The organism is Phaeodactylibacter sp., assembly GCF_022763345.1.
GTDB lineage: Bacteria > Bacteroidota > Bacteroidia > Chitinophagales > Saprospiraceae > Phaeodactylibacter.
On the sequence record NZ_JALEGS010000011.1, the window covers coordinates 71,704 to 87,023 of the forward strand.

General features: G+C 50.3%; 13 protein-coding genes. 6 read left to right on the top strand and 7 right to left on the bottom strand.

All coding sequences use genetic code 11. The features are described 5' to 3' along the window. Positions 1-4: 4 nt before the first annotated feature. From MRY86_RS02050 to MRY86_RS02060, 3 genes are all read right to left on the bottom strand, one after another. Positions 5-1,555 (bottom strand): Rne/Rng family ribonuclease, encoded by a 1,551-nt coding sequence (locus MRY86_RS02050; RefSeq protein ID WP_363325383.1) that lies wholly within the window; start codon positions 1,553-1,555, stop codon positions 5-7. A gap of 787 nt (positions 1,556-2,342) precedes the next feature. Further along, a complete protein-coding gene (locus tag MRY86_RS02055) occupies positions 2,343-3,131 on the bottom strand; it encodes a tetratricopeptide repeat protein (RefSeq protein ID WP_293564552.1) in 789 nt (262 codons plus the stop codon). A gap of 11 nt (positions 3,132-3,142) precedes the next feature. After that, positions 3,143-3,451: an HU family DNA-binding protein gene (locus MRY86_RS02060; protein ID WP_044145658.1), complete on the bottom strand. Its 309-nt coding sequence runs from the start codon at positions 3,449-3,451 to the stop codon at positions 3,143-3,145. Positions 3,452-3,690: 239 nt separating this feature from the next. Between MRY86_RS02060 and MRY86_RS02065 the strand changes: the two genes are divergently transcribed. From MRY86_RS02065 to apaG, 3 genes are read left to right on the top strand one after another with little or no spacing between them, the layout of a single operon-like run. Beyond that, positions 3,691-4,566 (top strand): YicC/YloC family endoribonuclease, encoded by an 876-nt coding sequence (locus MRY86_RS02065; RefSeq protein WP_293564557.1) that lies wholly within the window; start codon positions 3,691-3,693, stop codon positions 4,564-4,566. Next, positions 4,563-5,129, top strand: coding sequence for a guanylate kinase (gmk, locus tag MRY86_RS02070; RefSeq protein ID WP_293564559.1), 567 nt, complete (start codon positions 4,563-4,565; stop codon positions 5,127-5,129). The genes MRY86_RS02065 and gmk overlap by 4 nt, the downstream gene beginning before the upstream one ends. A 2-nt stretch (positions 5,130-5,131) precedes the next feature. Beyond that, complete coding sequence (gene apaG, locus MRY86_RS02075) at positions 5,132-5,518, top strand: Co2+/Mg2+ efflux protein ApaG (RefSeq protein WP_293564560.1); 387 nt, start codon at positions 5,132-5,134, stop codon at positions 5,516-5,518. Here apaG and MRY86_RS02080 read toward each other — a convergent pair. The 4 genes from MRY86_RS02080 to MRY86_RS02095 all read right to left on the bottom strand — a co-directional run bounded on the left by MRY86_RS02080 (position 5,515) and on the right by MRY86_RS02095 (position 11,618). Further along, positions 5,515-7,785, bottom strand: coding sequence for a tetratricopeptide repeat protein (locus tag MRY86_RS02080; protein WP_293564561.1), 2,271 nt, complete (start codon positions 7,783-7,785; stop codon positions 5,515-5,517). The two genes, apaG and MRY86_RS02080, sit on opposite strands and share 4 nt — an antisense overlap. A gap of 243 nt (positions 7,786-8,028) precedes the next feature. Then, positions 8,029-9,393, bottom strand: a complete 1,365-nt coding sequence (locus tag MRY86_RS02085; protein WP_293564563.1) for a dihydrolipoamide acetyltransferase family protein — start codon at positions 9,391-9,393, stop codon at positions 8,029-8,031. Positions 9,394-9,531: 138 nt separating this feature from the next. Then, positions 9,532-10,797, bottom strand: coding sequence for a competence/damage-inducible protein A (locus MRY86_RS02090; RefSeq protein ID WP_293564565.1), 1,266 nt, complete (start codon positions 10,795-10,797; stop codon positions 9,532-9,534). Positions 10,798-10,847: 50 nt separating this feature from the next. Continuing rightward, positions 10,848-11,618 carry a biotin--[acetyl-CoA-carboxylase] ligase gene (locus MRY86_RS02095; RefSeq protein ID WP_293564567.1) on the bottom strand — a complete coding sequence of 257 codons (771 nt, stop codon included), beginning with the start codon at positions 11,616-11,618 and terminating at the stop codon, positions 10,848-10,850. A gap of 135 nt (positions 11,619-11,753) precedes the next feature. Between MRY86_RS02095 and rsfS the strand changes: the two genes are divergently transcribed. The 3 genes from rsfS to MRY86_RS02110 all read left to right on the top strand — a co-directional run bounded on the left by rsfS (position 11,754) and on the right by MRY86_RS02110 (position 15,150). Beyond that, positions 11,754-12,140 (top strand): ribosome silencing factor, encoded by a 387-nt coding sequence (gene rsfS, locus MRY86_RS02100; protein WP_044219535.1) that lies wholly within the window; start codon positions 11,754-11,756, stop codon positions 12,138-12,140. Positions 12,141-12,345: 205 nt separating this feature from the next. Next, a complete protein-coding gene (ftsH, locus tag MRY86_RS02105; RefSeq protein WP_293564571.1) occupies positions 12,346-14,448 on the top strand; it encodes an ATP-dependent zinc metalloprotease FtsH in 2,103 nt (700 codons plus the stop codon). 342 nt (positions 14,449-14,790) lie between these two features. After that, complete coding sequence (locus MRY86_RS02110) at positions 14,791-15,150, top strand: hypothetical protein (protein ID WP_293564573.1); 360 nt, start codon at positions 14,791-14,793, stop codon at positions 15,148-15,150. Positions 15,151-15,320: the final 170 nt, after the last annotated feature.

A 15,320-nucleotide genomic window follows, 5' to 3' on the forward strand; every position in this document is an offset into this window, starting at 1 on the left:
GATCTTAATTCAGTCGGATTTCGTCTTCGTTCTCATCATAGAACTTGTACTTAGTCAGGTGGAAATCGTTATTTGCCTGAATACGCACCCACTTGTAGTAATTCATGTACCAGCGCATCTGAACGCTTGGTAGGCCCTTCTTGAGGTAAGCCTCGATGAAGGGGTGTACCAGCAGTTTGATTTTTGACTTGGGCCGGGACTGCACGATGAAGTTCAGGTCGCGCTCAATCTCGTCGTAAATCAGCAGGGAAGCATTGATCTTTCCGGTACCGTTGCAGGTTGGGCAGACTTCGGAAGTGCTGATATTGACCTCCGGCCGCACCCGCTGACGGGTAATCTGCATCAGCCCGAATTTACTCAGAGGCAAAATCGTATGCTGAGCGCGGTCCTTCTTCATAAACTGCCGCATGGCCTTGACGAGCTCTTTGCGCTGCTCAGCCTTGCGCATATCGATGAAGTCGATAATAATGATACCACCGATGTCCCGCAGGCGCAACTGCCGTGCAATCTCTTCTGCTGCTTCCAGGTTGACCCGCATGACGGTATCTTCCTGCTTTGAGCTGCCCATTTTGTGCCCGCTGTTCACGTCGATCACGTGCATAGCTTCAGTATGCTCGATAACGAGGTAAGCTCCGCTCGGCATGGTGGCGGTTTTGCCAAAGGACGCCTTGATCTGCTTGGTTACGCCATGGGCATCAAAAACAGGCTTGTTTGTACGGTGCAGATTGACAATCTTAACCTGCTCCGGAGATATATTCTCGAGGTAGCCGCGGATGTTTTGATACATCTGCTTGTCGTTGACGACAATCCGGTTGAAGGAGTCCGTCAGTACATCTCTTAGTATACTCGAGGTTTTATCCAGTTCGCTGAGCAGCTTCAAAGGTGGCTTGGCCTTATGCAGCTGTTTGTGGATGTCCTCCCAGCTCTGCATGATCTGAATGATCTCTTCGTGCAGGTCTGCCACTTTCTTGCCCTCGGCCGCTGTGCGCACAATTACGCCAAAGCTCTTTGGGCGAATACTCTCTACCAACAGGTGGAGGCGTTTGCGCTCTTCAGCGTTGCTGATTTTTTTGGAAACAGCTACAACGTTGGAGAATGGCGTAAGGACGATATAGCGCCCCGGCAGGGTAAGCTCACAACTTAGACGTGGCCCTTTGGTGGAGATCGGCTCTTTGAGCACCTGCACCAGTATAGGCTGCTTTTTACTGAGCACCTGATCAACTTTACCGGTTTTGATGATATCCGGCTCCATCTTGAAGTTGTCAAGTGTATGGGTGTTGATCCCGCCTGACATCGCACCATTCGTGAATTTGAGCAGCGACTTGAGCTTAGGGCCCAGGTCGGTGTAGTGCAGGAAGGCGTCTTTGGGGTGCCCGATATCCACGAAAGCGGCATTCAAGCCAGGCATGAGGCGCTTAATGCGCCCTACAAAAATGTCCCCTACGGTAAAATTGTCGTTGGTTTTCTGATAGTGGATCTCTACCAGTTTTCCGTTTTCAAGCAACGCAATTTGAACCTCCGTGGGGGTGGAATTGATGATAAGTTCTTTTTCCACGGTCATGTTTTTGGGCTCCTGCCTGAATGTCCGGGGCTCGCCTTATACCAAAGTAACGGCAACCGCCCGGCACGGGCAGAAGTCAAAGATAAACTCGGTCTCAGCGATCAAGCGAGATACGAACAGCAGTGGAAAAGAACCGTTGAAGTGCCACCCGAAGCCAAGTACAAGGTGCCTTTTTTAACATAAGGCAGGTCGTAAAAGCTGCGGGCTCATTTATTATAAAGCTAGGTCTGCTTTAACAGGAAGGAAGCTGCTTTCTCTTTGTAAGTGGAGCCTGGTTAGAGGCAAAATATCTTATTGCATGACACGCGCTTGATACGCCGCGTCGTTCTGTGCAGCTCTAAATTGTCCTATTACACAAGCTCTCCGATAGCCGCTCTTTCGATTCGGGCTAAACTGTTGGGCTTGATAACCTGTCAAAGAAGTTTTTTCTTTCCTCTTTCAGCACACCATATATAGTCTGATGTACTGAATTGAAGTAGATCAGCGGTTATTACAGCTGAAAGGGTATGAGGTTGCAGGCTGCATGTGAATAACGAGCTGCTAACTTCAACCGGCATAGCTGATGTACAATACCACGCCTGAATACACCGCTTCCGGGGTCAGGCACAGGCCCGACTCCGGAAGCAACCGAAAATCACTTACTTATTCTTCTTCTTATGACGATTCTTGCGCAAACGCTTTTTACGTTTGTGCGTAGCGATCTTATGTCTTTTTCTCTTCTTTCCACAAGGCATAGTCAGAATCCTTTTAAAAATGAAAAAATCAAAATATTTAATGATGTTTACTGCCTCAGTTGCCGGCACTGCTCAGCATATGCATTAGCCTGCTCAGCGTTTCCGGCACCTTCATAGGCTTGAGCCAGTAAACAAATGGTGGTCGCATTCTGTGGGTCTGCTTCCAAAGCGGCTCCAAGGCGTTTGATTGCATTTTCAAACTGCCCGGTACGAATAGATAGCCGACCAAGGGCATTAAGTACTAAAACATTGTCAGGCTGCTCTTGGTTGAGTTCTCTCAACATCAGCACCCCTTTCATTGGGTTATCTTCCGGCGGATTATTGGTATAAGTCAGCGCCAGGTTGACCCGGTTGGCCAGGTTTTCCGGATTCAGGGAAATGGCATTTTCAAAAGCCTGAATGGCCCGCTTTGAGCAAAAGGACTTTATCCGCTCCTCATCTGTACGCTGGGTACAAATAGAATAGGTAGTCCCTGCAATGGACCAGGCCCCTTCGTTGTTTTCCACCTCAGCCACCTGCTGTGCATAATAGCCGGCGATGGAGAACCGCTGCAATTGATACCATTCTCCGGAGAGCTCTTTGTACAGGCCTACCCGGATGCTGTCTTCCAGTGAAGACTCCAGGTCCTGCTCGAGCCCCGAAATCAGCGTAGCTTGAGCAGGCTCAAGCGCCGCTTTGGCTTCCTGAATGACCAAATTAATGTCTGTACTTTCAACCGATAGTGCCCTGGACGTTTCCAGACTTGCGATATCTTCAGGTTTTCGGTCGCATCCCAAATAGAGTACCAGAAACAGGGCAAGTGCCCCGGCGATAACCGCCCACTGAAGCTTTGTCATATCAGCAAAAGTTATTTCGTATCTTCATCAGGGAGCGCATCCACATTCTCTTTCACCTGCTCCACGAAAACCTTCGCTGGCTTAAATGAAGGGATATAATGCTCAGGGATTTCTATGGCGATATTCTTCTTGATATGACGGCCAATTTTTTTGGCGCGCTTTTTAATCACGAAAGAGCCAAAACCTCGAATGTATACGTTCTCACCATCAGAAAGGCTGCCTTTCACTTCTTTGAAGAAAGTCTCCAAGGTAACCAACACGTCTACCTTTGGCACACCTGTTTTCTCTGAAATTGCTGCAACCAAATCAGCTTTTCTCATCGTTAGTTCTTGGTTTATAGTCAGTTATAGCAATTCTTGCTTTTTCAAAACGAAGGGCAAAGCTCGGTATTTATTTTTTTAATCGAAAATAAATGTTTGGTTTATTTTTACTTTTTTTGGTTCGCGCTCAACTGGTTACAGCAAAAAATGACTTTTCCATTCCTTTCTTTATCTTTGCACATTGCAAAATTTCGGCTGTATTAGCCTACCTTCCGGGCTTAAAGCCTAAACTTATTCTTATGCTGCTATCAATGACGGGCTACGGCCGCGTGTCACACCCTTTTAAGGATAAAACCATTAATGTAGAGCTCCGGTCTCTCAATAGCAAGTACACTGATATCCGGGCCAAAATACCTCAAAACTACCGGGAAAAAGAGCACGACCTCCGCAAGCTCATCTCCGACCGGGTGCACCGGGGCAAAATTGAGGTTAACATCGAAGTGGCCTCAGACAGTGGAGATGAGGAGTATGGCCTTAATGAAGCGCTCTTCCGCAAGTACCACCGGGAACTCAGCCGCCTTTCTTCCGAACTGAATATACCGGACGGGGATATGCTGCAGGCTATCCTAAGGTTGCCCTCCGTAGTGGCGACTGCCGCCGATAGCATAGATGAAGAAGAGTGGGCCGCTATGAAAACCGCCCTGAACGACGCGATGGAGAAGTTCACTGCGTTCCGCACCGCCGAGGGCAACGCTATGAAAGAGGACTTGCTGCTCCGGGTTGAAAACATCTCCAACCTGCTCCACCAACTCGATCCGGAGGAGGAAGAACGCGTGACCAAACTGAGACAGCGGATGCGGCAAAGTCTGGAAGAACACCTGGGCAAGGACAAGGTCGACGACAGCCGCTTTGAGCAGGAAATACTCTTCTACCTCGAAAAAATTGATATTACGGAGGAAAAGGTCCGCCTCGAACAGCATTGCAAATATTTTATTGAAGAACTCAGCAAAAAACAGCCCCTCAAAGGCCGGAAGTTAAGCTTCATCAGCCAGGAGATGGGCCGGGAGATTAACACTATGGGTGCCAAAGCCTATTCTTCCAGCATCCAAAAGCTGGTAGTTGAGATGAAGGACGAGTTAGAAAAAGTTAAAGAACAAGTGGCCAACACCGTATGAGTAAGTTATTTTTGTTTGCCGCCCCCTCAGGAGCTGGCAAAACCACTATTGTCCGGCACCTCCTTGAGCGCTATGACCATTTGTCTTTTTCCACCTCAGCCACCACCCGGCCCAAACGGCCGCACGAAACAGATGGCAAGGACTACTATTTTATTGCTCCGCAACAGTTTACAGAGTTGGTGGAAAGCGAGGGCTTTGTAGAATGGGAGGAGGTTTATGAGGGTTTGTTTTATGGCACCCTCAAAAGCGAGGTGGAACGGCTCTGGAAAAAGGGCAAGCACATCGTGTTTGATATTGATGTCAAAGGCGCGGTCAACATCAAAAAGGCTTACCCTAAGGAAGCAACCGCCGTGTTTGTCAAGCCCCCCTCACTTGAGGCGCTGCGTCAGCGGTTGGTTGCCCGTGGCACCGAGGACGAGGCTAATCTCCGGAAACGGCTGGACAGGGCGGCTGAAGAAATGACCTACGAAGACCGTTTTGATATCGTACTCATCAACGATGACCTGCAACAAGCGCTCCGCGCAGCGGAAAAAATTATTGAAGATGCAATAAAGGAAGCCTAAACATGGCAACGCAAACGACTAACGGCATTCAGATTACGGTACAGCCTTCCTATCAGGCCGCTTATTCCCGTCCTGCTCAGCACCGCTACATTTTTGCCTACGAAATCACCATACAGAACAATAGCAAGGAAACGGTACAGTTGCTTCGCCGCCACTGGTTCATCTGGGATGCCAACGGACACGTGCGGGAGGTAGAAGGGGAAGGTGTGATTGGACAGCAGCCTGTACTGCCGCCGGGTGGTAAGCACCGGTATGCCTCCTGGTGCGACCTATCCACGGGGATTGGAAAAATGCACGGTGCCTTTGAAATGGTCAACGTACTGGACAACAGTACCTTCAAAGCGATTATCCCTACCTTTTTCCTGATCGCGCCTATCCGGCTAAATTAATCCGTGTACGCCTTGAGGTCCGGAAAGTCAATGATATGCCTGCGGGCACGCATCTGATCGGCACGCCGCCCATCCACATAGGCTACCACATAAGCCGATGCAAAAGCGCCTTCGAGCAATTTCACCTTAAAGGCCTCCGCCTCTTCATAAGTCGTAAATGCGCCTACTGTATACCGGTAATACGGGCCATCCATCTGACGCTCCACCATTACACCTTCATAAGCATCAAGACTGGCTGTACCATAGGCCCCGCTCAGTGCCCCTACCTGTACTTTGTACAACAGCCGTTCGTGGACAGGATGCCTGGGCACTGCATTAGCGTACCGGAGACCTACGACCGGAAGGGAGGTCGTTGCCGCCTTGCCTTCGGGAAGGTAGAACGAAAAATCAAGGCTGCATTCCTGCTCACCTACTGCTTCCGAAAGCAATCCTCGAATAAAAATACGGTCGCTGGGCACTCCTTTTGCTGACAGGGCCTCCGCGACAGCTTCTGCCTGCTGAACACCTTTAAAAATCGTTGTGCCTTTGCCGCTTTCAACCTCTTTTTGGTAAGCGGTCAAAATCAGGTAAGTATCCTCTTGGTTCTGCATGGTATCTGCGATGGTCTGCAGTTGCCGAAGCTGATCTGTGGAGAAGGCTTCCGGGGCATCCATCTTAAAGTAGATCGGGGGTAGGAATAACAGCCCGGCCGTCCCGTTTTCGGAAGCGGTCTCCGGCGCACCGTCCACCTGGGTCTGAACGGGAATGTCCTCCTCATCAGCTGTGACTTCCGGCGCTGTAGGGATTGCCACATCCGGCACCGACCCTGACTCTTTAGCAGGGACAACCATTCCAGGCAAATCCGGCGGCGCTTCTCCTTCAGGATTAGCAGCCATATCCTCCTGTGGGGCGGTCACTTCGGGTTCGACAAGCCTGGACTCTGCATGCCCGTAATATTCATCCACACGCAGCTCCATCTCAGGCAAGAAGTTGTCAAAATGAGCCGCATAAATATCGCGCTGCCCCATGCCATCTTTCCGGGAAGAGGCAAAAAAGCCTGTAAATCCGTCCTTAGCAATCCGAAAGTAAGCATCATCTTCAGAAGAATTGATCTTGGTCAGCAAGTTTTCGGGCGTGGTCCAGGTCTCGGAGTTGGGGTTGAAAACCGCCTTTACCACATCCAGGCCACCGATACTGAAATCAGGATGGTTCGTACTGTAGTACAGGGTCATCCGGTCCCGTGCCAGGAAGGGCGTGGTCTCGTCGTAGGCGGTATTAATTTGAGGCCCCAGGTTTACGGGATTGCCCCACTGCCCGTCTTTGAACTCTAGGCGGTAGAGGTCGAGCCCACCGTAGCCTCCGGGGCGCCGGCTGGCGAAGTAAACCAGGTAGTCGCTGGCGAAGAAAAACGCTTCATCGCCAATAGCAGGATTGATTGGCCCTTTGAAAACATCAGAACTCACCGTTCGCTCTTCCTTATCATTGCGGAAAGTATCCACGATAATTTTGGCATCCTCATGGTGCCAGCCCTGAAAAAAATACAGCACGGTACCGTCCGTATTGAAGTCCAGGAGCACATCGTGCCGGGTGCTATTGACCAGGTAGCCTACCGAGCTTACTTCCTGCCAGTTCCCTCCCCCACCGGTGGCAGAACGGCAGGAAAAAATATCACTGTAGAATTTTCCGGTACGGCTATCCGGCATTCCATTCTCGTCTCTCCGTCCTCCCAAATTACCACTACGCATGGATGAAAAATACAACCGGTTGCTAAAGTTAGGGCTTGGCACGGGGGCAAACTCATCCCCAGTGGTGTTCACTTTAGGCCCCAGGTTTTCGGCATACACATCAGAAGGCAGGTACTGTAGCCGCATGCCGGTTGCGCAGCGGCGGATATCGTCCCATACCATTTTCCGATTGGGGTTATTGGCACGGATACGCCTTAAATAGTCCTTGTAGTATTCCGCTGCTTCCGCAAATTGGTTCATAGCATGGCGGATCTTGCCCAGGTAGAGCCAACATTCCGGAAAAGGGTCTTTTTCACTACGGATAATAGACTGGAACAAGCGGCCGGCGGCTTCCAACTGGTTGGTTTGATAGTAGGACACCGCAAGGATAAAGCGCGCTTCCTGGTCCGTAGCGACCAGGGACTCCGCTGTTTTCAATACAGCAAGGGCTTCTTCGTACCGTTGGTTGACGAAGAACGCCTTGGCTTCTTCTTTCTTGTAGGCTTGTGCCTTGAGTGCGTGCCCCGCTGTCACGGACAGCAAGACAAGTAGCAATATTCTCATAGCGCCTATTACTTTTGGGGAACGGCCGTGTGCAAAGACCGCTCAAGGTTAATGTCGACAGGTTACTACAGCTCTGCGCCAACAGGCAGCAGAGCACAAAAGGCGTCATTCATGATTGTGCTTGTAAGGCATCAGGGTTGGGGGGCAAAAAACTTTTCTATAATAAAACTTAACCGCATCGAATGCAAGGAATATACCAATTTTTCTATCTAATTCCTGCATTCGATGCGGAAACAATGGTTTTTAAATGGTTTGAGTATCATCGAACTGCTCCATGTAATCCCCTACCCGGCGCAGGAAAGAGCCACCCAGGAAGCCATCTACCACGCGGTGGTCGTAGGAGAGGGAAAGGAACATCATGTGGCGCACAGCAATCAGGTCACCATATTCTGTTTCCACTACTGCAGGCTTTTTGCGGATCGCACCTACTGCCAGAATGGCCACCTGCGGCTGATTGATGATAGGTGTACCCATTACGTTGCCAAAGGTGCCGACATTGGTCAGAGTAAACGTTCCGCCCTGTATCTCATCCGCCCCCAGCTTATTGGCCCGGGCGCGAGCTGCCAACCCGTTAACCTGCTTGGTCAGCCCCATCAAATTGAGGTGGTCTGCATTTTTAATGACAGGCACGATCAGATTGCCCGAAGGCAGTGCCGTCGCCATACCAATATTGACGTTCTTTTTACGTACAATCGTATTGCCGTCCACCGACACATTGACCATCGGGAAGTCTCGGATCGCTTTGGCTACCGCCTCCATGAAAATCGGCGTGAAGGTAATTTTCTCACCGTGCTTTTCCTGAAACTGTTTTTTCACTTTGTTGCGCCAGTTGACAATCTTCGTCACATCCACCTCCACAAATGAGGTGACGTGCGGTGAAGTCTTCTTGGAATTCACCATATGGTCTGCAATAATGCGGCGCATACGGTCCATTTCAATAATTTCGACATTATCGGATGCCGATACCGGGGCGCTGCCGGAAGCAGATTGAGCAGCCGGTGCTTTTGGCGGTTTTGGCGCAGCGGTTTCCTGTACAGGAGCCTTGGTTTCAGGGGCGGACACAGACTGGCTTTTGCGGTTTTCCACGTAAGCCAGGATGTCTTTTTTGGTCACCCTGCCCTGTAAGCCGGAACCTGAGATCTGCTCCAGCTCAGCCATGCTGATATTCTCTTTTTCCGCAATGGTGCGTACTAAAGGAGAGTAAAAACGGCTGCTGCTGTCTGTGCGCTCTACAGGCGCATCAGCGGAAGCCATAACAGGCGCTGGCTGAGGCGCTGGCTTATTGATACCATTGCTGCTCGTCTTTTCGGCAGGCGCCTCGGCTGTCTCTTTGACGCTTGGGCTGGCTTGCGGAGTAGCTTCCTCTCCATCCGTACCAATGATCGCAATAACTTTACCAATCTCCACCGTCTCGTCCTCCTGAAAGCGAATCTCCTGAATTACTCCGTCTACTGGAGAAGGCACTTCGGAATCTACTTTATCTGTGGCAATTTCAAGAATGGTTTCATCCTCCTCAACGGAGTCTCCCACCTGTTTAACCCATTTGAGGATGGTTGCCTCCATGATGCTTTCCCCCATTTTGGGCATAATCAGTTCGACTTGAGCCATAATTCTTTCTTTCGTTGTGTATTTGGTTCTATTTGGCCGGTCTTTGCCTGTGCCTTTTCAGACCGCAAAATTAGCCGTTTTGCATGTGTAAAACAAATAAAGCGCCGCATTCCGGAAGCCCGCGGCCTGTACCGTAGTTTAAGCGTCGGTCAATATGGCGGGATAATGTTTTTTCAGGAACCGGCGAATGAAATTCAGCGCATGCGCACCGGTGTATTCAATATTTTTCTCCCGGTCTTTTCCTGCCTTAAGCAGGTAAGCCTCTGTCACATTGTGGTCGCCCACAGCAAGCCAGATGGTCCCCACCGGCTTTTCCGGCGTACCGCCGCCCGGGCCGGCAATTCCGGAAACGGCAACGGCAATATCGCCTCCGAAGTGCTGCAGGGTGCCTGCTACCATTTCTCGGACGGTGGCTTCGCTTACGGCACCCTCCGTTTCTAATGTAGCAGCACGCACGCCCAGCTTTTCCTGCTTGAGTGTATTGCTGTACGCTACGATACCGCCCAGAAAGTAAGCAGAGGAACCAGGAATACTGGTAATCAGGTGCGAGAGGTATCCGCCGGTGCAGCTTTCAGCCGTACTGAGCCATAAGCCGCGTGCTTTAAGCATTTGCCCGACTACAGCCTCCAGGCGGTCTTCCTCTTCTCCAAAGAGCAGATCCTCCACCCGTTCTTTGAAACGGTTGGTCCACTGCTCGAGTTCGTCCAGGAAGCTGTCAGACTGGCTCCCCCGGCTGCTGAGCCGCAACCGCACTCTTCCTAAATTCGGCAAATAGGCCAACTTGATATGGGACGGAAGGGCACTTTCAAGATCAGCAACTCGCTCGGCAATGCGGGATTCGCCTTCTCCGGCCGTAAGTAAAGTACGGTGGGCAATCCGTTCCAGCGGATACCGCTCCTTAAGGCGGGGCAAGACCTCGCCCTGCATAAGTGCTTTCATCTCGTAGGGCACGCCTGGCATAGAGACCACCACCTTGGTTTCCACCTCAAACCACATCCCCGGTGCCGTGCCCATAGGGTTGGTAAGCAGTGTAGCGTTATCGGGCATGTAAGACTGCAGCCGGTGGGCTTCCGTAGGCTGACGCCCCAGCTGTTTAAAAAATCGCTCGATCCGCTGGTAGGTTGGTTCATGGAAAGCCAACTGCCCCCCGGTAAACTCGGCCAGGACTTTTTTGGTGATGTCGTCTTTGGTAGGCCCCAGGCCTCCGGTCATTAAAACGACATCTGCCGACCGCAGCCCTTGTTCCAAAGCCTGAATGATGCTGTCGGCCTCATCCGAAACGGTCATTATTCCCGTAATGTGGGCTCCATTAAGATTGAGCTGCTGACCCATCCAGGCAGAATTGGTATCCACGATCTGCCCGATAAGGATCTCATCACCTATTGTGATCAGGTATACTTTCATGAACTTTTTTTTCTGGAAAAGACCAGGAGGGGGCGATTTGTTGCGATAAATCAGTAAATATCGGGCACCAAAGCGATTTCCTTGAGTGCAAAAGCCTGGAGCCGACCGTCTATTCTCAAAAGTAAGCGACCGGCTTCATCCACTCCGGCAGCCTCTGCCTCGAACTCCCTGCCGTCAGGCAAACGATAAGTGCGCAGCTCCTGATACCCGGCCAGGTATTGGTAATAGTCGCGCCTGAGCCGGGCATCCTGTGCGGCTCTCAGCTGAAGGTAGCGCTGCTCAAGGGCCAGCAAATAAGAAGCCGCCACTTCGTCCAGGTCATGTGAAACGCCAGTATCCAGGTACAATGAAGTGGCAAATGGCAGCTCAGAAGGAAAAGCCGGTTGATTGATATTGACCCCGGTCCCGATGATGCTATGCTGAACCTGCTGCCCGGCCAGCTGATTTTGAATGAGAATACCCGCCACTTTGCGCGGCCCCAAATAGACATCATTGGGCCACTTTACGCTTACCTCCGATTTGGCGTAAGCCGACAGCGTATCGCGAAGTGCCAGCGCGGTAGCCATATTCAGCACAAATTGCTTACGGGCCAGTAAAAAACGAGGGTACAGAATGACACTCAGGGACAAGCTCTCCCCTTGCGGGCTCTCCCATTTGCTGCCAATTTGTCCACGCCCTGCCGTCTGCGTAGCTGCCGAAATGACCGTTCCTTCGGTTGGTTTGCTTTTTGCAAGGAGTTCCTGTGCGTAGCTGTTTGTGGAAGCAAGTGCCTCGAAGGCATGAACAACCTTTCCGATAAAAAGGGTGTTTTTGTTAGGCAAGAGCAAATTATTTGATAATTTTATTTGTTGTAAGCCCCAGATGGGGCTATTCCACCTCAGAACCTTATATATTGGGGCAAAACGACCAAAAGCGGATGCCTCCTTTTTTCATTGCAAAATTAACAAAATCTGAGTTTGAATTCACACACCAAAGTTCAACAACGCGAACTCACCACCGAGGCGCTGAACGAATTGATCATTGAAAGTATTCAGGACATCAAGGGCAAAAACATCATCAAGCTCGACATGCGCAAACTGGATGATGCCCCCACGGACTACTTCATCATTTGCGAAGGCGACTCCAACACCCAAGTAAAAGCCATTGCCGATCACATTCAGAAACGGCTCAAAAGAGAGGCAGACACTTTTGCCAGCCATGTCGAAGGCGACCGAAATGCGCTTTGGGTTTGCATTGACTACTTTACGACTGTAGCACACGTATTTCACAAAGAGCGGCGCTCCTTTTACGAGCTGGAAAGCCTTTGGAGTGACGCGCAGGTTACGGAATACAAGAGTTTATAGTCTGCCCGGAACTCTTGGCCGAATTCTGGCAACGAAATATCGTAAAGAACGTTACTAGATAAATTCTCAGGGTATCCCCCAGAGCATTTGGCTTTGGTTACAGTCTCATGGAAATACCCTGATTTTGGGAAGCTACAGGACGGCAAGCATTACAATCAGATGGGACAGGGCACAGCCCTGCCTGATTCGATAAACGTATATTTTAATGGAGAACAAGAATAATCAAGAAGATAAGAACAAGCCAACCGGGCCTAAATTCAACACTTATTGGATTTATGGCATCATCGCGCTGTTCCTGCTGGCACTGAACTTCTACAGTATGTCAGAAGGGACTATGGAACAGGTGAGCCGGCAAAAACTCGGTGAAATGATCACCGACCAGGATGTGGACAAACTGGTGGTGGTCAATCAAAAGCGGGGCTATATCTATATCAAGCGGCAGGCTTTGGAGCAAAAAACCGAGTTTTACAAGGATGCCGAAAGCCGCTCCTCGCTAAGCGGGGAAAACTACCAATACTGGCTTGAGGTTGGCTCGGTGGAAGCCTTTGAAAATTGGTTGCGTATCACACAGGAGCAGGCAGAGATTCCCGAATCAGAGTGGATTTATCCCACTTTTGAAACCCGGCAAAACTGGTTGACGCCATTGTTGGGCTGGGTGCTGCCGATCATTATCGTGGTGGCGATTTGGGTTTTCATCATGCGCCGGGTGAGTGGCGGTGCCGGTGGGCCGGGTGCTCAGATTTTCAACATTGGCAAATCCAAGGCAACCCTTTTCGATCAGAACAGCAAAGTCAATGTCACCTTTCAGGATGTTGCCGGGCTTGATGAAGCCAAAGAAGAGGTGATGGAGGTGGTTGACTTCCTGAAAAACCCTAAGAAATACACGGCCTTGGGTGGTAAAATCCCCAAAGGAGTTTTATTGGTTGGCCCTCCGGGTACCGGTAAGACGCTTCTGGCCAAAGCAGTAGCGGGTGAAGCGGGTGTACCTTTCTTCACGATCTCCGGTTCTGACTTCGTAGAGATGTTTGTGGGTGTCGGTGCCTCACGGGTACGCGACCTGTTTAAGCAGGCAAGGGAGAAAGCACCTTGTATCATCTTTATTGATGAGATCGATGCGATTGGCCGTGCCCGTGGAAAAGGTAATATGCAAGGAGGTAACGACGAACGGGAAAACACCCTCAACCAGCTGTTGGTGGAAATGGACGGTTTTAGCACCGATAAAGGTGTTATTCTAATGGCCGCTACCAACCGCCCGGACGTACTCGACAGCGCCCTCCTGCGCCCGGGACGTTTTGACCGCCAAATCGGCATTGACCGCCCGGACCTGAAGGGACGGATATCCATTTTTAAGGTGCACCTCCGCAATATTAAGATTGGTGAAGGGGTCAACGCAGAAGCACTGGCAGAGATGACACCGGGCTTTGCAGGAGCAGATATTGCCAACATTTGCAACGAAGCCGCGCTCGTAGCTGCCCGCCGCAATAAGCAGGCGGTGGATATGGATGACTTCAACTTCGCACTGGACCGCATCATCGGTGGATTGGAGAAGAAGAACAAGCTCATCTCGCCCAACGAAAAGAAAATCATCGCTTATCACGAAGCCGGGCACGCCATCTGTGGGTGGTTCCTGCCACACGCTTCTCCGCTGGTGAAGGTAACAATCGTGCCACGCGGCGTCGGTACTTTAGGTTATGCCCAATATCTTCCCAAGGAAGAGTACATCACGCGTACCGAGCAATTGCTGGACCGTATGTGCATGACCTTCGGAGGCCGGGCTGCGGAATCTATCGTGTTCGGCAAAATCTCTACCGGTGCACAGAATGACCTTGATCAGGTTACCAAGATGGCCTACAGCATGACAACCGTCTTCGGCATGAACGAGAAAGTCGGTCAGGTTTCTTTCTACGGTATGTCGCAGGACCAGTTCCAGCGACCTTATTCCGACAACACGGCCGCTCTCATCGACGAGGAGGTCAGAAAGCTGGTAGAGTCCCAGTATATCCGTGCGAAAGAACTGCTGACAGAACACCGGGAAGACCTTGAGAAGCTGGCGCAAATCCTGCTGGACAAGGAAGTCCTCCTCAAGTCTGATGTAGAGCGTCTGCTGGGCAAGCGCCCGAGTGAAGCAGAAGATGATCCGGAAAGTGGCTTTGATGACCACATCGCCGGCCAGATGAAACCCGTCAAAAAAGACGAGCCTGAAGTTTCCGCTGATTTGCCTACCGAACCTCATAGTGCTAAGCAAAACGGCGAAGAAAACAAACAAGACGAACCTCAGGAGGAAGAAACGCCAACCAAAAATGTATAGCGCCTTGTAAGGCAGGAAGCATCTTCCTTCCTAACTGCAAAGCCCCGCTCGCTTCATTGGAAGCAGGTGGGGCTTTGCTTTTGACGCCCAATTAAATTTTATTTATTCATATGTTTTTTATTCCTGCTTATACTATTGGGTGTTAAGGCCACGTTAAGGAGCCAAATTTCTACATCCTCAAAAGCAATTGAGCCCCAAATGACCCAAGCACCTAACTTCTGAAGCCAATAATAACGAAGCCGGGCCGGAGAAATTGCCGCACGCCCAAACAATTTATATTTTTTTTCATATAGAGAATTTTTTAGTTTAATACTTTGCGAATGTGTCCAAAACCTGTTAACTTTGAATTATCCTAATCAGTTGTGGGGTAAACTCACATCATCCATCAAACCAAAGAGTGTTTCGGGAGCAATAATGCAAATTTATGCTCAATCCGGTAAGCTGTTCTGCTATGCTAAGACAGCTTCTGAAAGAGCAGCTTGTCATTATTCCTTTTCACTTTTTCTGAGAACGACTTCAATACAAACTTACCTTGAGAAAACGCAAATAGTACGCCGTGGCCGTGATCTGCACGTTCCATGGGGTTATGCTATTGCGATCAAGCCATCATTTTTGACCTCAGTCAGCAGGATTGACCCCCTGCGCGAAAAGCAACTGTACTGTCAAACTGAACCCGGCAGATCCATTGTATTCAAACCATAATCTTATGAAAAACAAAGCTGTGGGCAGGCTTCATGCTCTAGAGGCTTAGGCTTCTGAAGTGTACCCCGGCACGAATCCGTATGCCTCATTTCATTGGCCTTAGGGCGGATAATACGGAGCTTTACGGATTCACACAGGTGCAAGCACACGTAGCAGTGCCATGCCCTGAC